The sequence below is a fragment of the Roseibium album genome, from assembly GCF_001404515.1.
Lineage (GTDB): Bacteria > Pseudomonadota > Alphaproteobacteria > Rhizobiales > Stappiaceae > Roseibium > Roseibium album.
Genome location: NZ_CXWE01000003.1, coordinates 1 through 18,636, shown reverse-complemented (window position 1 = coordinate 18,636; position 18,636 = coordinate 1). Strand labels below are relative to the sequence as shown.

Annotated in this window: 15 protein-coding genes; 10 read left to right on the top strand and 5 right to left on the bottom strand. The window is 57.2% G+C overall.

The annotated features are described in order from the left end of the window. Positions 1 to 21 precede the first annotated feature (21 nt). Complete coding sequence (locus LA5095_RS09520; protein WP_055114398.1) at positions 22 to 909, bottom strand: class I SAM-dependent methyltransferase; 888 nt, start codon at positions 907 to 909, stop codon at positions 22 to 24. A 173-nt stretch (positions 910 to 1,082) separates the two neighbouring features. Between LA5095_RS09520 and LA5095_RS09515 the strand changes: the two genes are divergently transcribed. From LA5095_RS09515 to LA5095_RS09500, 4 genes are all read left to right on the top strand, one after another. Further along, positions 1,083 to 1,847, top strand: a complete 765-nt coding sequence (locus LA5095_RS09515; RefSeq protein ID WP_408008797.1) for a ComF family protein — start codon at positions 1,083 to 1,085, stop codon at positions 1,845 to 1,847. Between the two features lie 109 nt (positions 1,848 to 1,956). Further along, positions 1,957 to 2,214 carry a glutaredoxin 3 gene (gene grxC / locus LA5095_RS09510; RefSeq protein WP_029062451.1) on the top strand — a complete coding sequence of 86 codons (258 nt, stop codon included), beginning with the start codon at positions 1,957 to 1,959 and terminating at the stop codon, positions 2,212 to 2,214. A 49-nt stretch (positions 2,215 to 2,263) separates the two neighbouring features. Continuing rightward, complete coding sequence (locus LA5095_RS09505) at positions 2,264 to 3,118, top strand: carbon-nitrogen hydrolase family protein (RefSeq protein ID WP_055114394.1); 855 nt, start codon at positions 2,264 to 2,266, stop codon at positions 3,116 to 3,118. Next, on the top strand, positions 3,115 to 3,645 hold the full coding sequence (locus LA5095_RS09500) for a DUF1178 family protein (RefSeq protein ID WP_055114392.1): 531 nt from the start codon (positions 3,115 to 3,117) through the stop codon (positions 3,643 to 3,645). The genes LA5095_RS09505 and LA5095_RS09500 overlap by 4 nt, the downstream gene beginning before the upstream one ends. Before the next feature lie 72 nt (positions 3,646 to 3,717). Here the strand turns inward: LA5095_RS09500 and LA5095_RS09495 are convergent, their stop codons facing one another. The 3 genes from LA5095_RS09495 to ubiG all read right to left on the bottom strand — a co-directional run bounded on the left by LA5095_RS09495 (position 3,718) and on the right by ubiG (position 5,898). After that, complete coding sequence (locus tag LA5095_RS09495; RefSeq protein ID WP_055114390.1) at positions 3,718 to 4,227, bottom strand: hypothetical protein; 510 nt, start codon at positions 4,225 to 4,227, stop codon at positions 3,718 to 3,720. Positions 4,228 to 4,441: 214 nt separating this feature from the next. Next, a complete protein-coding gene (locus LA5095_RS09490; protein ID WP_055114388.1) occupies positions 4,442 to 5,137 on the bottom strand; it encodes an alpha/beta fold hydrolase in 696 nt (231 codons plus the stop codon). Beyond that, positions 5,137 to 5,898: a bifunctional 2-polyprenyl-6-hydroxyphenol methylase/3-demethylubiquinol 3-O-methyltransferase UbiG gene (gene ubiG, locus LA5095_RS09485; RefSeq protein WP_055114386.1), complete on the bottom strand. Its 762-nt coding sequence runs from the start codon at positions 5,896 to 5,898 to the stop codon at positions 5,137 to 5,139. Before ubiG ends, LA5095_RS09490 begins: the two co-directional genes overlap by 1 nt. Before the next feature lie 202 nt (positions 5,899 to 6,100). On the opposite strand from ubiG, the gene LA5095_RS09480 reads away from it, so the two are divergent. The 6 genes from LA5095_RS09480 to clpB all read left to right on the top strand — a co-directional run bounded on the left by LA5095_RS09480 (position 6,101) and on the right by clpB (position 15,774). Then, positions 6,101 to 7,351, top strand: a complete 1,251-nt coding sequence (locus tag LA5095_RS09480; protein ID WP_029062445.1) for an aspartate kinase — start codon at positions 6,101 to 6,103, stop codon at positions 7,349 to 7,351. Positions 7,352 to 7,421: 70 nt separating this feature from the next. After that, positions 7,422 to 9,689, top strand: a complete 2,268-nt coding sequence (gene ptsP, locus LA5095_RS09475; RefSeq protein ID WP_055114384.1) for a phosphoenolpyruvate--protein phosphotransferase — start codon at positions 7,422 to 7,424, stop codon at positions 9,687 to 9,689. Between the two features lie 253 nt (positions 9,690 to 9,942). Next, positions 9,943 to 11,016, top strand: coding sequence for a peptide chain release factor 1 (prfA, locus tag LA5095_RS09470; RefSeq protein ID WP_055114382.1), 1,074 nt, complete (start codon positions 9,943 to 9,945; stop codon positions 11,014 to 11,016). 2 nt (positions 11,017 to 11,018) lie between these two features. Further along, a complete protein-coding gene (gene prmC / locus LA5095_RS09465) occupies positions 11,019 to 11,873 on the top strand; it encodes a peptide chain release factor N(5)-glutamine methyltransferase (protein WP_055114380.1) in 855 nt (284 codons plus the stop codon). A 312-nt stretch (positions 11,874 to 12,185) separates the two neighbouring features. Continuing rightward, positions 12,186 to 12,962: a DUF4167 domain-containing protein gene (locus LA5095_RS09460; RefSeq protein WP_408008792.1), complete on the top strand. Its 777-nt coding sequence runs from the start codon at positions 12,186 to 12,188 to the stop codon at positions 12,960 to 12,962. Between the two features lie 214 nt (positions 12,963 to 13,176). After that, complete coding sequence (clpB, locus tag LA5095_RS09455) at positions 13,177 to 15,774, top strand: ATP-dependent chaperone ClpB (RefSeq protein WP_055114379.1); 2,598 nt, start codon at positions 13,177 to 13,179, stop codon at positions 15,772 to 15,774. Positions 15,775 to 15,868: 94 nt separating this feature from the next. Here the strand turns inward: clpB and LA5095_RS09450 are convergent, their stop codons facing one another. After that, on the bottom strand, positions 15,869 to 17,845 hold the full coding sequence (locus LA5095_RS09450; RefSeq protein ID WP_055114377.1) for a M23 family metallopeptidase: 1,977 nt from the start codon (positions 17,843 to 17,845) through the stop codon (positions 15,869 to 15,871). Positions 17,846 to 18,636: the final 791 nt, after the last annotated feature.

Sequence of the window (18,636 nt, the reverse complement as noted above, 5' to 3'; positions counted from 1 at the left end):
CAACTCGTGTTTTTTCGAGCTTCAAATCTTTTGCTCCCGCACTCCTAATGCAGAGGCCAGTCTCGTTTTAGCCGATCCAGGACGCAGCGGTTTTTGCTGACTGTCGTGTGGGGCCCATGCGGACAGGGTTACCAGTGAAAATGTTGCACGAATCCTGCCGTCGTTGTCGGCATGGTTTTGCGCATATAATTCAGCTGCGCGGTAAACAGTCTTGCGGGACAAGGGGACCCTGGCGCTTTCTTTCAATACGGAAGTGGCTCCCATGCTGCGCAAGTCACGCAACAGCCCAAACATGTTGTCGTATCGCACAGTGACGTTGTCGTTGTCAGTCACCGGCAATGCAAAGCCTGCTCTCTGCAGCAGACTGCCCAGATCGCGAGTGTCCGCAAAAGGAAGGACACGGGCGGCTGCTCCACCCGTGACTTCGAGTTCAGCTCTTGTCAGGCTGTCGCGCAGTTCCGTCAAAGTTCCTGCTCCCGGCAGAACCGCCAGGAACAGTCCGTCCGGAACGAGCGCGCGGCGGATTTGAACCAGACTCCCCGGAAGGTCGTTGACGGTATGAAGGTTCAGTGCCGAGACGATGAGGTCGATTGACTGATCCTTCAGGGGAAGCAGGGCGTCGTCCAAAATAAAGTCCGGCGCCGGCAACCGCGGGTCGGCGACAAAAAGATCGGCCCTGAGAGTTCTTTCCGCCTTGCCGGTATTGCCGATTGCCCGGGACACGAGGCCTGTGTGGCCGCCGAGGTCGAGCGCCGTGGAGAATGACCGGTTTACAATGTGGAGCCTGTCTTCCAGGTCATTCGCGACCTCGGCCAGCAGAAAGTCCGCTTCCGCGCTGCCCACCCGCAATGCCCGGTGGCGCCTGGTTGCGTAGAGGTTGCGGTCAAACAGGTCATGCTGCGTGGTCACGTGAATTCCTGACGGTAATCATGCGTTGGGCGCTCACATAAGATATCCGCCAAGGCAGGTCAAAGCCATTTCAATTGCGATTCGGGGTTTAAATCACTGCGCAACACTTATAGGTTGCTGTTTGCGCAGTTTTGCATTCAGAGATTAAGCACTTGATTCCGATACGCGAAAAATTGACAAGCTTTTCTCATGGTGTTCAAAGGGTTACATTGAATGCCCTGCTGCCGCTTCGCTGTTTGTGTTGTGATACCAGGGTCGGATCTGAAGACGGATTGTGCCCTGTTTGCTGGCACGGCATGCCGTTTATCGAGAAACCGGTCTGCTATCGGTTGGGCACTCCCTTTTCCTTCGATCTGGGCGAGCAGGCCTGGAGCCCGCGTGCCATTGCGTCGCCGCCTGACTTCGAACGCCTGAGATCAGTTGCCTTTTATGAAGGGTCTGCTCAAAATCTCATACTGGCATTCAAGTTCGCAGGCCGGCGGGAACTCGCCAGGCCGATGGGAAGATGGATGAACGGCGCGGGACGAGAATTTCTGAGAACCGACAGCGTTATTGTACCAGTCCCCCTGCATTGGAGCCGACTGCTGTCCCGGCGGTTCAACCAGTCTGCCGCACTGGCGCAAGTCATTGCGAAAGAGTGTGGTGGGGACTACGAACCTGATCTGCTACGGCGTTCGAAGCGGACACGAAGGCAAGTCGGGTTGTCGGCCAAAGAGCGTCACAAGAACGTTCGGTCTGCCTTCACATTCGACAAGAACCGCGCCGGTCAGTTCAACGGCCGTCACGTTGTTTTGATTGACGATGTGATCACGACGGGATCGACGATTGCCGCATGTACAAAAACCTTGCTGGCAGCAGGCGCATCATCTGTCGACGTGCTCACATTTGCGTTGGCAGACCCTTCCCGAAACAATGGGGACGGGATGGTGGTGCCATGAGCGGCTCTTTTCCGCCTTGTGTTTCGTTCAGCTGAACGCATATAACGCCCGACTTTGAAAGTTGCCGCTGTAACAGACGGCGAAAAGGTCGGGTGAAAGGAACGAAAACATGGCCACGGTGGAAATCTACACAAGGCAGTTATGCGGCTTTTGCACTGCCGCGAAACGCCTTCTCGACAAGAAGGGCGTTGCCTACAAGGAATACGATGCGACCTTTGACGGCGGGCTGCGCAAGCAAATGGTTCAAAAGGCCAATGGGCATTCAACCTTCCCGCAGATTTTTGTCGGACAGACACATGTCGGCGGTTGCGACGATCTGCACGATCTGGAACGCGCGGGTAAACTGGACGCCTTGCTGGCATCCTGATTAAGTAGGCGCCAAACACCTTAATTGTGCCGGAGCACAAGGCGATCGAATGGCCACCTTCACTGCAGCATGCATTCAGCTTCGTAGCTCAAAGAGCCTGACGGACAACACCGATCAGGCGGAGCAACTGATCCGGGCGGCGGCCAGAGAAGGCGCTACCTACGTACAGACTCCCGAGATGTCCAACCTGCTGGTGAAGCGGCGTGAAGAGCTGCTGGAGCGGATCTCCGTTCCCGAGCAGGATTTTTTCCTGCAGACCGCTTGCCGGTTGGCGCTTGAACTCGGTCTGTTCGTGCATGTCGGATCTCTTGCGGTTCTGACCGAATCCGGCAAGGCTGCCAATCGCGGCTTTCTGATTGCCCCGGACGGCGGCATCCTTGCGACCTACGACAAGATCCATATGTTCGACGTGGATCTGGACAACGGCGAGAGTTGGCGTGAATCGTCGACTTACGAAGCCGGAAATCAGGCAATTGTTGCAGACCTGCCCTTTGCCAGGCTTGGGCTGGCGATATGCTATGATATCCGCTTTCCGGCGATTTTCCGCTCGCAATCGCGCGCCGGCGCTGAAATCCTGACAGCTCCGGCTGCGTTTACCCGGCAGACTGGCAAGGCCCATTGGCATGTGCTACAGCGCGCCCGAGCGATCGAAAACGGTGCTTTTGTCGTGTCGGCGGCACAGGGCGGCCTTCATGAAGACGGGCGCGAGACATTCGGGCACAGTATCGTTGTCGATCCCTGGGGAAACGTGATCGCGGAACTGGATAGTGACGAACCGGGATTTGTTCTTGCCGAGATCGATACGACTGCCGTTGAAAAGGCACGCGCCCGCATTCCGGCTATCGCAAACGAACGCGAATTTGTCTGTCATGTCACCGAGAGCCTGAAGGAGGAACCGGCTTGATCAAATACACGCTTGTTTGCGAAGCCAAACATGGTTTTGAGGGCTGGTTCCGGAATTCCGACGATTTTGAATCCCAGCGCGGCCGCAAGCTCGTTGCGTGTCCGGTCTGCGGGTCGGTGAATGTCGAAAAGGGGCTCATGGCTCCTGCGGTGTCAACTTCCCGCAAAAAGGAAGCGCGGCTTCCGGTTCGCGATGCAGAAAGCGTCTCAGCGGCTTCCGAGGCTACCAAACCGGTAAAATCTGTTGCGGCGGCACCAGCCGATACCGCATTGCAGCCTTCGGCATTGCTTCCTGGAGACGTGCGCCAGAAGGAAGTCCTGGAGGCTCTGCGTCAGGTACGTACCCAGATAATCGAGAATTCGGAGAATGTCGGCGCGAAATTCGCGTCCGAAGCCCGAAAGATGCACTACGGTGAGGCGGAAGAACGGAGCATTTACGGTCAAACCACTCCGAAGGACGCTGCAGAGCTTCTTGACGAAGGCATATCCGTATTGCCGTTGCCGGAGCTTCCCGAAGACAAGAACTGATCGGCAGCGCATCCCGGCCACTTCAGGTTTGAGAGCCGGGATGCGAGAACGTTAGCGGATGTCACCGTGTTCTCATTCAGCCTTTTTGGCGGCGGACCTGCCGGGCCGTTTTTTGGGGGCTGGCGAGTTCGTAGCCTGAAGACTCTCTTCGGCAGCTCTTGTCATCTCGCTGACGTTTTCCATCGCCGTTTCATTGAGTTCTTCGACCGCGGCTGCGTTTTCCGAATAACTGTTCCGGAAAAGTGCTGCCTGCTTTTCGAAATGCTCCTGATACTCAGTCGCCATTTTCGAGTAAAACGCCTGCAGGGTTTCCACTGTCTGTTCAGGTGCAACACATTGGCTCAGGGACTTGGCGCATTCGAAGTCTTCATGGAGGCGATGGCTGACAAATTCCATGTGATCGTCGAATGCCTTCTCGGCATGTGACCACATGGTGGTACCCATTTTCTGGAGACTGGTAACCGTCTTGTCCTCGACCCGGTCCTCGGGTTGGGCGAATGCCCAGTTGGAGAAAGTCGGCATTGGCCAATCGACCTGAAATGCCGGAAATTCGAAGGCACTTGGATTGCGTTTGGTCGGCATGAGAGATCCTCCGCTTGTTCGTCTGTCATGCATTTTCGGCCGGCTGTGAGCGCCAGGCCGGGGTTGGTGCGGCATCGTCAAGGGTTTCACCCGGTCCTTGCCGGGCTTTTCAACCTAGCCTGCCGTAACTCTAGCCCTGCTGCAATGCAGATCTTTGACAGGGATCAAGAAATTCCGAATGATTTTCCGGTTCGTGCACAGGGCCCGGCGCAAGTCACGGACGGTTCAGGAAATTCCTCAGTTTTGCAGTCACGGTGCCGGGTTCTTCAAGGGTGGACAAATGACCGCAGTCATTGACGATAGCCAACTCACTTCCCGGTATGAGGTGGTGTATTTCAACGGACAGCGCAGGCGGGATCAGCCGGTCGCCATCGCCGGAAAGAACCAGCGCAGGACAGGGGATTGCAGACAGAGACGGTCGTGAATCGATCCTGTTCGCGATCGCGGTCTGTTGGTGGACGAAAGCCTCCGGTCCCGTTTCAAGGGCCATCTCGGTCACGATCGACTTCAGATGCTCATTGTCGTCGTTCTTCTCATGGACGAAACCGGCGTAAAAGAGATCCGGAACCTTCGCAAAGCTCCTTTGTCTTGCCAGCTTTATCGACACGCTACGGCGCTTTTTTTGATCTTCGCTGTCGGCATGTGCGGAGGTATTCAACAAGGCGACCCTGCTGACCCGCCCCGGTGCAGTCCGCAGGATTTCCATCGCAACATATCCGCCCATCGATAGGCCGATCAGGGAAAAACGGTTCGGAGCCTCCTCCAGAAGACGCGCGGCAATCGCTGCGATACTGTCATCTTCGCGGGTGTTCGCAACCAGGATCGGACGATCGGCGAAAGCGGCGATCTGGGGTGCATAAAGCGCTTCCGTGCACAAGAGCCCCGGCACGAAAACGATCGGGTCGTTCATCAGGCTGCGTCCGGTTTTTCCGACAGCAGCATATAGTTGACGTCCATGTCCCTGGACCGGGCCCAGGTATCGGTCACCGGGTTGTAGCTCACGCCCGATCGGTCGATAATCCTGAGGCCAGCCGCATTAAGCGGGCCTTCGATTTCCGACGGTTTCACCAGCTTTTCATAGGAGTGCGTGCCTTTCGGCAGCCAGCGAAGGACATATTCCGCGCCCACAATGGCCAGAGCATAAGCCTTGAGTGTGCGGTTGATGGTCGCAACGAACATCAAGCCACCGGGGCGAACCATGTTGCCGGTTGATTCAAGAAACAGCGGAACGTCCGCGACATGTTCGACTACTTCCATGTTGAGGACGACGTCGAACGTTTCGCCAGCGGCAGCAAGGTCTTCGGCTGTTTCCGCGCGGTAGTCGATCTTTAGACCGGACTCCCGCATATGCAGGGTTGCGATTTTGATGTTGGTTTCGGATGGATCGGCGCCGACAACCTCAGCACCCAGGCGCGCCATGGGCTCGCTCAAAAGACCGCCGCCGCAGCCTATGTCAAGAAATCGCAATCCCTTGAAGGCGTCAGACGCCTTCGGATCCCGTCCGAACTTCTTGCAGACTTCCTGCTTGATATAGGCGAGGCGAACCGGGTTAAACTTGTGGAGTGGCTTGAATTTTCCAGTCGGATCCCACCATTCGCTGGCCATTGCGGAAAACCGGGCGACCTCGTCTTCGTCGATCGTACCTGCCGTCTGATGCGCCTTGCCTGTCATCGGAGGATCCTCTTTTCGGGTGAAGCCTGCTGCTTCTCCTGCGGTGTGTCACTGTTTAGCTGTCGTTCAGTGTCTTTGACCATATGTCAAGTGAGCGCAGCACAAGCGGTGTTGCAGCAACGCATCAACGCCTGTATGCATGTGCGCCGATCCACCCGGAGCGCCCGGCGCTTCACGACACGATAGACAGAATACGAGTGGTATGGCCCGACTGGTTTTAAAATTTGGGGGAACTTCGGTTGCTGATCTGGATCGCATCCGGAATGTCGCCCGCCATGTCAAAAGGGAAGTGGAAGCCGGACACCAGGTCGCGGTGGTGGTTTCAGCCATGGCCGGACAGACCAACAAGCTGGTGGAATTCTGCCGCGAAGCCGCGCCGCTCCATGATGCGCGCGAATATGATGCAGTCGTTGCGTCGGGTGAGCAGGTCACGTCCGGTCTTCTGGCAATCGTGCTGCAGGAAATGGGCGTAAACGCCCGGTCCTGGCAAGGTTGGCAGGTCCCGATCAAGACGGATGAAAACCATGGTGCAGCGCGCATTCGCGAAATCGATGGAAGTTTCCTGACCGAAAGGCTCGAGCAGGGGCAGGTCGCGGTGCTGGCCGGTTTCCAGGGCATATCCCCGGACAACCGGATTGCCACGTTGGGCCGGGGCGGTTCCGATACGAGCGCGGTTGCCATTGCCGCTGCAGTCAAGGCGGACCGCTGTGATATCTATACAGACGTGGACGGGGTCTATACGACAGATCCGCGCATCGTGCCGCGAGCGCAGCGACTTGAGCGCGTTTCTTTCGAGGAAATGCTGGAAATGGCGTCGCTTGGAGCGAAAGTTCTTCAGGTTCGTTCCGTCGAAATGGCGATGGTGCACAATGTCAGGACATTCGTGAGATCCAGTTTCGACGATCCCGATGCTCCGCAGGCCGGCGAAGACGGCCTTCCGATTGGTACTTTAATTTGCGACGAGGAAGAACTCGTGGAACAGCAGGTAGTCACGGGCATCGCCTATGCCAAGGACGAAGCCCAGATTTCTCTCCGTGACGTTGCGGACAAACCGGGCGTTGCCGAATCCGTGTTCGGTCCGCTCGCCGATTCGCACATCAACGTGGACATGATTGTTCAGAACATCTCCCCGGACGGCAAAACCACGGACATCACGTTCACGGTACCTGAAGGTGATTTCGAGCGGGCGAAGAAGGTACTGCATGACAACCGCGAGGATATCGGTTTCCAGAATGTCGAAGGTGCCACCGACGTTGTAAAGGTTTCCGTAATCGGCATCGGAATGCGTTCCCATGCCGGTGTTGCTGCGCAGTGTTTCAGGGGGCTCGCTTCCAAGGGAATCAACATCCGCGCGATCACGACATCTGAAATCAAAATCTCTGTCCTGATTGATTCTGCTTACGCAGAACTTGCAGTGCGGACTCTCCATTCGCTATACGGGTTAGACGGATAGTTTAACCGGCGGGCGACTCCGACCTCAACGGAACCGAAGTTTGCCTGAAGCGGAACAAGACGGGGGCGCGATGCGCAGCAACCTAGCCGGACCGCGCCTATTGCTCCGCAGGCTCCGCGAAGTCATGGCGGAACCGATTACGGCGCAGGAGCGACTCGACAAGATCGTCGTGCTGATTGCATCGAATGTCGTTGCCGAGGTGTGTTCGGTCTATATTCTGCGCGCGGATGGCGTTCTCGAACTCTATGCGACCGAAGGCTTGAACCGGGAAGCGGTTCATAATGCATCGTTGCGTGTCGGCCAGGGCCTCGTGGGCCTGATTGCGGCTGAGGCGCGACCGCTGAATCTTCCCAATGCCAGCGCCCATCCCGGTTTCGCCTATCTGCCGGAAACAGGTGAAGAAGCCTATAATTCATTTCTCGGGGTACCCATTCTGCGCGCCGGCCGGACTCTGGGCGTGCTCGTTGTACAAAACCAGTCCCACCGGACTTATCTGGAAGACGAAGTCGAGGCGCTGCAGACAACGGCAATGGTGATTGCCGAAATGGTTGCCGCCGGAGAACTGGAAGCAATCGCGCAGGAGGCGACCGGGCTTGACCTGTCGAGGCCGATCACCGCGACCGGCGCCGGTCTGTCGGAAGGTGTCGGCCTGGGCCATGTCGTGCTGCATGAACCGCGTGTCGTCGTCACAAACCTGATCGCAGAAGATACCGATCAGGAGACAGGCCGCCTTGAAGGCGCCATCAACAGGCTTCGGCTGTCGATCGACGACCTTCTGGCAAGTGGCGAGATCGCGGCATCCGGGGAACATCGAGAGGTTCTGGAAGCCTATCGCATGTTTGCCTATGACCGTGGCTGGATCCGCAAGATCGAAGACGCGATCAAAAACGGCCTTACCGCGGAAGCCGCTGTCGAAAAGGTTCAAAGCGACACACGGGCCCGCATGCTCCGCCAGACGGATCCATACCTGCGAGAGCGTCTGCATGATCTCGACGATCTTGCGCACCGGCTGATCAGAGAGTTGATGGGCCGTGAGCACGGACCGGGCCTGGGCGAGTTACCGCAAGACGCGATCATTGTCGGACGAAACATGGGCGCTGCGGAGCTCCTTGACTACGGCCGCGACAGGATTCGCGGCCTGGTCCTGGAAGAAGGAGGGCCGACAAGCCACGTGACCATCGTTGCCCGCGCCCTCGGCATTCCGACTGTGGGTCTGGTTGAAGACATCGTGAGCATGGCAGATGGCGGCGACGCGATCATTGTCGACGGGGACACGGGGGAAGTTCATCTTCGTCCCGCCGCTGACCTTGAAAATGCCTATGCCGAGAAAGTCAGGTTCAGGGCGAGACGTCAGGCCCAATACAGGCGGTTGCGTGGCAAACCATCGGTGACGAAGGACGGTGTGGAATTTTCCCTGCAGATGAATGCCGGTCTTTTGATCGATCTGCCTCACCTTGCCGAATCTGGTGCAGCCGGAGTAGGCCTGTTCCGCACTGAACTGCAATTCATGGTCGCTTCCTCCTTCCCACGGATGCGCGAACAGCAGGCTCAGTACACTCAGGTGCTGGATGTTGCCGATGGAAAGCCGGTGACCTTCCGGTCGCTTGACATCGGCGGTGACAAGGTCCTGCCTTATCTGCGTTCGATCCAGGAAGAAAATCCGGCCATGGGCTGGAGAGCACTGCGACTCGGGCTCGACAGGCCGGGCCTGCTAAGAACGCAAATCCGTGCACTCCTGCATGCCGCTGCCGGCCGCGAATTGAAGTTCATGTTTCCGATGGTCGTGGAGGTCGATGAATTTCTGAAAGCAAAGGCGCTGGTCGACAAGGAGGTCAAGCATCTTCGCAGGCACGGGCACGCGACCCCTGAACATATCAAGCTGGGCGTGATGATTGAAGTGCCGTCCTTGTTGTTTCAGCTCGACGAATTGATGACTTACGTAGATTTTGTATCTGTCGGCTCGAACGACCTGTTTCAGTTTCTTTGCGCTGTTGATCGCGGCAACACAAGGGTGGCCGAGCGCTTCGATACGTTGAATGTCGCCTTCCTCAGAGCCTTGAAATCAATTGTTGACGCGGCAAACAAGTCTCATGTTCCCGTAACGCTGTGTGGCGAACTGGCGGGGCGGCCACTGGAGGCAATGGCTCTTGTGGGGCTTGGATACAGGGACCTGTCGATGTCGCCTGCCTCGCTTGGCCCCGTAAAGGCCATGCTTCGAACGCTTGATGTCGGGCGTCTTTCGGCAAGGCTTCTTCCAAGACTTGAACCTGGACACGATGATAGCAATATTCGCGATGTCTTGAGGAGATTTGCTTCCGAAACCGACGTTGCCCTTTAGCACCGGCGGATGCGTCACATCGATGAAACCGCGCCCTTAACAAGAACGCCACGATTTGGGGCAAGACGCCGTCTGGCCCGCACTTCAAGGAACTGGAAAGTCGGACCGAAACCGGCCGGTCCGGAGGCGGCTGAACTGGTGTGGTGAATACACAAAATGGGAATTGCTTTCTCGAGCGTCGCTCATTTTCGAAATCTGCACTTGGTTCGGGTAATATTAGTTGCCCGGACCGAACCAAGGAGTAAATGCGCTCATGCTGGCGCGTCACAAACTTGATAATCTGCTGGATCGGTTCGCCGAAATCGAACATCTGATGTCGACCGGACCCGATGCTGCCGCCTATGTGAAACTTTCCCGTGAATATGCTGGGCTGGAACCGCTGGTCACAAGAATCCGGGCTCTCATCAAGGCGGAGGAGGATCTGGCCGGCGCAGAAGCCCTGCTGTCCGATCCCGACATCGATGCAGAAATGCGCGAACTCGCGGAGATGGAACGCGACGAATTGAACGGCAGTGTGGAGCATCTTTCGCAGGAAGTACGTATCGGTCTCCTGCCGAAGGATGAAGCCGATGCCAACGATGCGATCCTAGAAGTCCGTGCGGGAACAGGCGGCGACGAAGCAGCTCTTTTCGCCGGTGACCTGTTTCGCATGTATCAGCGTTTTGCCGAACTGCAGGGCTGGAAAGTGGAAGTGCTTTCGGCAAGCGAGGGAGAAGTCGGCGGATACAAAGAGGTGATCGCATCGGTTTCAGGTGAAAACGTTTTTGCTCGATTGAAGTTCGAATCCGGGGTGCACAGGGTTCAAAGGGTGCCGGCGACCGAATCAGGTGGCCGGATTCATACGTCTGCTGCGACGGTTGCGGTTCTGCCGCAGGCTGAGGACGTCGATGTCGATGTTCAGGAAAGCGATCTGCGTATTGATACTTTCCGTGCGTCGGGAGCTGGTGGCCAGCACGTTAACACGACCGATTCCGCCGTCCGGATCACCCACCTGCCGACAGGGATTGTGGTTGCGGTGCAGGACGAGAGATCTCAGCACAAGAACAAGGCAAGGGCGCTGCAGCTCTTGCGCGCACGCATTTATGACGAAGAACGCGAACGGGCTGCGAGCGAGCGAACGGAAGCGCGCCGTCTGCAGGTCGGGTCAGGCGACCGGTCCGAACGAATTCGCACCTATAATTTTCCTCAAGGCCGCGTAACAGATCACCGGATCGGGCTGACACTCTATAAACTCGAGCAGATCATTGCCGGCGAAGGGCTCGGAGAGGTCATTGAAGCCCTGATCGTGGATCATCAGGCCAATCTGCTCGCATCCGAAGATGCCTGATCATGCAGTTGGGCCAGCTCTACAGACAGGTGCGGGACCGGTTTCGTGCGGCGGGTTTGCCGGCCGCCGACCTGGATGCCAGGATACTTGTCAGTACATTGCTGGACTTGAGTATTTCTGACCTGATTCTCGATGAACGTAGGGAAATCGCGGCCTCAACCGTTGCTGAAATCGGTCAAAAGGCGAAACTGCGCCTTGCGGGCATGCCGGTTGGCCGCATTCTCGGTGAACGGGAATTCTATGGCAGGCGTTTTCTTTTAAATTCGGCTGCGCTTGAACCGAGACCGGACACAGAGGTTCTGATCGATGCGGTTCTACACCGGACGATGTCGGACAGGCCCATCGTGATCTGGGACATCGGCACCGGGTCCGGTGCGATTGCTGTCACTCTTCTGGCAGAACTGCCATTGTGCCAGGCAATTGCATTCGACTTGTCTGAAGACGCGCTGGCATGTGCCGCGGGGAATGCACGATTGCATGACGTCGACACACGGTTCCAGGCGGTCTGCGCCGATTTTCTGTCTTCCATTGACACATGTTGTTCTGACGGACCGGATTGGATCATCAGCAACCCGCCCTATATCCAAACGGACGTTCTTTCGACTCTTGACCCGGAAGTGATTCACTTCGATCCGCTTCTTGCTCTCGACGGCGGCAATAGCGGACTTGAGGCCTATGTCTGTATTATTACGGATGCGGCGAAGCTCATGAAACAAGGCACCGGAATCGCCTTTGAAATAGGGTTTGATCAAGCTGCTGATGTGGAAAAACAGCTGCGTCATCATGGCTTTGGAGCAATTGAAATCATTAAGGATCTTTCCGGAAACGATCGTGTTGTGCTGGCCCGCAGGGCATAATTTGTCCGTTTTGATCCATTCACGAAAAAGCACTTGGAAATCCCGACGGAAACGGTTAGGTTGCGACTCGCCGAGACCGGAGATGTTATCAGCGTTCAGCGGGGCATACGCATCCGGCAGAATGGTGACAGGCGCACTTTCAGCGCGATGGAGCCAGCTGCAAATCGGGCTTTCCGGTGTTTCGGACTGTCGAAGAGAAAGACGAAAGCGCGGGCCGTCGGCCTTTTATGCTTTGCGTGTGTTTTCAAAGACAGCCGCTAACCAGCATTGTTGGTTTCGGTAGGTATTTCGTATCGGTTTGAGAAAATTCCGATGTTGGGTCAGCAGTTGTCTGGCCGCCGTTCCGCAAGAGAAAACGGCAGGATGAGACCAGGAAATCAAAGCAATAAGCGTATGCGAGGTCGGGGCCGCAAAGGACCTAACCCGCTAACCCGGACTTACGAATCAAACGGTCCTGATGTGAAAATCCGCGGCACGGCGATGCATGTTGCGGAAAAGTATCAGCAGCTAGCCAGAGACGCGCAAGCCTCAGGCGACCGGGTGATGTTCGAGAGCTACAACCAGCATGCGGAACACTATCTCCGCATAGTCGCTGCCGCACAGCCGCAACAACAGCCTGCTACTCAGCAACATGCACGCAATGAGGCTGAAGAGGGAGGCGAACCGGCTGCCGCGAACGGTGCTGCGTCACCTCCCGTCAATGGCTCAGAGCGGCCAGCGCAGGAACAGCGCGCGACCCCCGATGGGGATGTGGTTGACGCAAACAGCCCGCAGCCTTTCATTGAGGACATGCCGGTGATCGACCAGGAAGGCCAGGTCAACGGCGCCGGACAGAACGCAGAGGCCGACGACACCGGTGGTGAAGACAAGCCGCGCCGTCGGACACGGACGCCCAGAGCGCGGACACCGCGGCGTGCGGCGACCGAAGCAAGTGCGGAAGCGGCTCCCGAAGCAACTGCGGAAACTGCAGAAACGCCTGCAGCGACTGCAGAGGACGAGCAGACGAAACCACGCCGGCGCACGACGCGGACACGGCGGGCCAAAACCGCTGAAGAAGCTCCCGCAGAAGCGACAGCGACATCCGAATAACCGCTTCGAATATGGTTTTTCGGTGAAAAACGGCGTCCCAACGGGCGCCGTTTTTTGTTGTGCGAATTTCGACCCAAAGGGGGTTTTGTGATGAAAATGCAACACTATATAAAGGGGGCAGTGCTCGATGAGGCTGTACGGATGCCCTCCAAGGGGTCCGTATCCAACAACGTTCCCCACGCTTCGGGTGGTGCGAACGGGTAGGAGGTAGATAATGAACTTTGAAAAATACACTGAACGTGCCCGGGGATTCATTCAATCCGCCCAGACATTTGCTCTTGGGCGGGGCCATCAGCAATTTGCGCCTGAACATGTTCTGAAGGTTCTTCTGGACGATCAGGAAGGCATGGCTACCGGACTGATCGAACGAGCTGGCGGCCAGGCCAAGGCCCTGAAGGGGGATCTGGAAGGCGTTCTCGACAAAATGCCCAAGGTTTCGGGTGGTTCCGGCCAGCTCTATATGGCCCAGGGAACGGCACGCCTGTTTGAACAGGCCGAGAAGATCGCTGAAAAGGCCGGAGACAGTTTTGTGACCGTCGAGCGCCTGTTGCTGGCCCTTGCCATGGATAGTGGCAGTGAAGCCGGCAAGCTTCTGAAGCGGCACGGCATTACGCCGAACGGGTTAAACGATGCGATCAGCCAGTTGCGCCAGGGCCGGACAGCCGACAGCGCGACTGCAGAAAACCAGTATGAAGCCTTGAAAAAATATGCCCGGGACCTGACAGAGGTCGCCCGTGACGGCAAACTCGACCCGGTTATCGGCCGTGACGAGGAAATCCGGCGAACCATCCAGGTGCTGTCCCGCAGAACCAAGAACAATCCGGTTCTGATCGGCGAGCCAGGGGTCGGCAAGACCGCGATTGCCGAAGGCCTGGCGCTGAGGATCGTCAATGGTGATGTTCCCGAATCCTTGCAGGACAAGCAGTTGCTTGCGCTGGACATGGGTTCGTTGATTGCCGGTGCCAAATATCGCGGCGAATTCGAGGAACGCCTGAAGGCAGTTCTTTCGGAAGTCGAAGCGGCTGCAGGCGGCATCATCCTGTTCATCGATGAAATGCATACGCTGGTCGGCGCAGGCAAGGCGGACGGTGCGATGGATGCGTCCAACCTTCTGAAACCCGCCCTTGCGCGCGGAGAACTTCATTGCGTCGGTGCAACGACGCTGGATGAATACCGCAAGCACGTGGAAAAGGATGCCGCGCTGGCGCGTCGTTTCCAGCCGGTTTTCGTTTCGGAGCCGACCGTTGAGGACACGGTGTCGATCCTGCGTGGTATCAAGGAAAAATACGAGCTCCACCACGGTGTGCGCATTACCGACTCTGCGATAGTCTCGGCGGCGAACCTTTCCAACCGCTACATCACCGACCGGTTTCTTCCTGACAAGGCGATCGATCTTGTCGACGAGGCGGCAAGCCGCTTGCGTATGCAGGTCGATTCCAAACCGGAAGAGCTGGACGAACTGGATCGCAGGATCATTCAGCTGAAGATAGAGCGTGAAGCGTTGAAGGTGGAAAGTGACGAGGCATCGCGCGACCGGCTTGAAAGGCTCGAGCAGGAACTCACCAATCTGGAAGAGCAGTCGCAGGCCCTGACGAACCGCTGGCTCGGCGAAAAGGAAAAGCTCAATCTTGAACAGAAGATCAAGGAGCAACTCGAGCAGGCTCGGACCGATCTGGAAATCGCTCAGCGCCAGGGGGATCTGGCAAAGGCGGGTGAACTGGCCTATGGCGTTGTACCGGACCTGGAGCGCAAGCTGTCAGACGCGGAAGCCTCCGAGGACAAGGATTCGATGGTGGACGAGGCCGTTTCACCCGCGCATATTGCCCATGTCGTATCGAAGTGGACCGGCATTCCGGTCGACAAGATGCTGGAAGGCGAGCGTGAAAAGCTGCTGCGCATGGAGGATGTCCTTGCGGATCGCGTGGTCGGTCAGTCGGAAGCCATTCACGCGGTTTCAACGGCGGTGCGCCGGGCGCGTGCGGGTCTTCAGGATCCAAACCGGCCGATCGGTTCCTTCATGTTCCTCGGCCCGACCGGTGTGGGCAAGACAGAGCTGACGAAGGCACTGGCGAGCTTCCTGTTTGATGACGACAGCGCCATGGTACGGATCGATATGTCGGAATACATGGAAAAGCATTCCGTTGCCCGGCTGATCGGTGCTCCTCCCGGATATGTCGGCTACGAGGAAGGGGGCGCCCTGACGGAAGCCGTCCGCCGGCGGCCCTATCAGGTGGTTCTTTTCGACGAGATCGAAAAGGCGCATGGAGATGTCTTCAACGTGCTGTTGCAGGTCCTCGACGATGGCCGACTGACCGATGGTCAGGGTCGCACCGTGGATTTTCGCAACACGCTGATCATCATGACGTCCAATCTTGGTTCCGAATTTCTGGTCAGCCAGCCCGAAGGTCAGGACAGTGATGCTGTCAGGGATGATGTCATGTCGGCAGTCCGTGGACATTTCCGACCTGAGTTCCTGAACCGTCTGGACGAAATTGTCCTGTTCCACCGTCTGCAGCGTTCGCAGATGGGGGCGATCGTCAAGATCCAGCTTGCGCGGTTGCGAAAGCTTCTGGTGGACCGGAAAATCACGCTGAACCTGGATGACGGCGCGCTCGGCTGGTTAGCCCAGAAAGGTTATGATCCTGCCTATGGCGCTCGGCCCCTGAAGCGGGTCATCCAGAAGGATGTCCAGGATCCGCTTGCGGAGAAACTGCTGGCCGGCGACATTCTGGACGGGCAGACAGTCGATGTCTCCGCCGGAGCCGACCGGCTCGTATTTCAGGTTGCCGGCTCGGAAAGCGCAGCAGCCTAAGAGACGCATTTCGTCGTGCTCGGAAATCAGAACCCGCGGGACTTCTTGTCCCGCGGGTTTTCTGTCGCCGTATTGAGAGTTTGTCGACTGCGTCTCAGTTGACCGCTGCTACACGGGACGGCTTGCGTGCCCGTTCCAGGAGAGTGTCTACGCGGTAGCGCTCTGTTTCGAAGCTGGTCCGCATTTCGCCGTCAAGCGTCCGTCCCTTTGGCAGCTTGATCCGCATGGGGTCAACATATCTGCCATTGACCAGGACCTCGTAGTGAAGATGCGGTCCTGTTGACAGGCCCGTAGACCCGACATAGCCGATGATCTGGCCCTGGGTGACACGCGTTCCTTCCCGGATGCCCTTGCCGAAGCTCGTCATGTGACTGTAGGTGGTTACATAGCCGTTGGTGTGACGCAGTTCGACACGGCGGCCGTAGCCGGAGGCCCAACCTGCTTTTATCACGCTGCCGTTTCCGGCGGCTATGATCGGTGTGCCGCGCGAAGCCGACCAGTCGACGCCGCGGTGCATCCTGGTGTATTTGAGAATGGGGTGGCGTCGCATGCCGAAACCGGACCGGAATTTGCCGCCGTTGACCGGTTTACGGACGAGAAACTTCTTTGCACTCTGTCCGGACGCGTCGTAGAAATCAGTGACCCCGTCATCAGATGTCCTGTAGCGATAAAACTCGCGTTTGGTGTTCCCGGTATTGAGGGCGGCATAGAGGATCTTGGGTGCGGCGTCTTCGTCGCCGGGTGTGAAAAACAGCTCCAGGGCATCACCCGGCTGGACCCGTGAATTGAAGTCGACATCAAACGAGAACATGCGCACGAGGTCATCAATGATTTCCTCCGGCATCTCCTGTTCAAGAGCCGTCTGGTAGAGGCTGTCGTAGATGGCAGGTGTCGGACCGCCATAGGAAACGCGGTCGGCTTCGGCGAAGGCATCGGCAAGAAACGTGCTCGGTTCTTCTGCCCGGACATATCTGCCGCTGTCCGAACGAGCAACCGTCGCCTGATGTTCGGTGTCGGTGTAGAGCGACACCCGTTCCGGACGCATCCGTTCCAGGTCCTCGGGCGATCGTGCATAAGCGATGCGCAGCCGTTGACCGTCTTCAAGTTCGGATATCCCAAAGAGGCTTGCGAAAGAGGAGGCGATGTTGCCAGCTTCCACGTCGTTGGCGTCATAGTCGAGGAGCAGATCAACAAGGTTCTGACCCTCGGTGATCGGCACGATGTTTTCTTCCATTCCCGTAAACCGGATTTCCTCATCCCGTTTCGACACGAAGGAAACGTTCTCCGGTGTGATGCGGACGGCATATCGTTCCAGATCGGGCTGAAGCGCCAGATTGAAATCGAACCGGCCGGGGTCAACAAGAGTTTTGGCCGCGGTCTCCACGGAATTGATCGCAAGCGCTCGCGCAGATTCGCGTACGATCAGCTCAACCTCGCTTTCCGAGGGTGTCTCGTCCATGTCTATGCTGGGGCTCGACGCGGGAAACGGCGCAAGACTGATGCTGACTTCGCTTTCCAGTTTTGCCCCGTATATGGAATCGGCAATCTGCGAGGTCGCTGTGTCGATCAGGGTGCCACCAGATGCGTCGTCCTGATTATCGGAAAACATGCTCAGCGGGTTGAACGCCGGTATCAGATCGGCAAGCTCCGGGTCCTTGCGCGTTGCCAGGGAGGCGCTGACAAAGACGTGCGGTTGCACCCGGACATGATCCTTGTCGCCGACCCGGGCGACGACATTGACGTCGATCGTGTTCTTGCTGGAATATTCCGCTGCGGTCTTGAGAACACGGTCGCCCTTGCTGCTGCCGCCTGGCGAAGCTGAAAGTCCCGCAAGATAGGCATCGGTGGAGGCCGCCGCCTCAACACTGTACTGGCCATCGAGGGCCGCCATCAAGGCGCCACCCATCAGGACCAGCGAGGTCACGCCGGTCAGGACCGATCCAGCAAGCCAGCGCAGGGATACCTGGCGTTTGTCAGACATACCGCTGCGGCCTTCATAGCCGCGCAATGGTGGCTCGTCACCCAATTCGATGCGGGCGGGCTGTGCACTATGGAAAGGGCCAAAATGCATAGATACCTGTCCGGTCCTTCGTAAAGCTCTGTTTCAAGATCAAACCCGTCTGATACAAGCCGTCAGTAGCCTGTCCGGACGTCGCAGCTTGCCAGATCCTGCTTCATGCAGTGTTTGATCTAAAACGTCAAATGTTTATGCATTGGGATTTACGACACCGAATGCCCGAAAGACATTGCCTAATTCGAGATTTTGACGGTTCTGTGATCGTTCGGCCTGTTTAGGGTTTTGTGTCATGATTGCGAGCCCGCCGGCACGGGAGAGTGGCGAACATCTTTCAGGCCAAACAGGCACCGCAATGCATGTACACGCTTTCATTGCCGCAGGGTGCCGGGTGCGACCTTGTCTCGATTTCCCAATATGGAATGCTGCAACGCATTGTTTCAGGTGCAGGCTGAGCGTGTTGAACCCGTTGGGTCGGCCGCTTCCGGTCGCCGAAATCTTGTTGGCCGGCAGCGGTGCCCGAGTACCTTTCGCGGGAGGGCGTGTTGTGAAATAAGTATCTGAAATTCATACGATAAATACGAGAGTTTTCGTTCTGTGAATCTTTTTTGACAAAGCCTGTTGACTCATGTTCGGGCCATGCGTATAACCGCCTCCATCGACGGCAGCGCCGCCGCATGGCGCCTCTCGCTGTTGATCTTACCGGACATCACAGTCGAAGAAACCTGGAGACAGGTTCTAGACTAGGCGTCTTTAGGTTAGGCCCAAGTGGCAACATTCGTGTTTGACGAATGGTTCTTTGACAATTTGGTAATGAAGGAAGGGAAGCGTAGGCGGCGTTGGCCTTG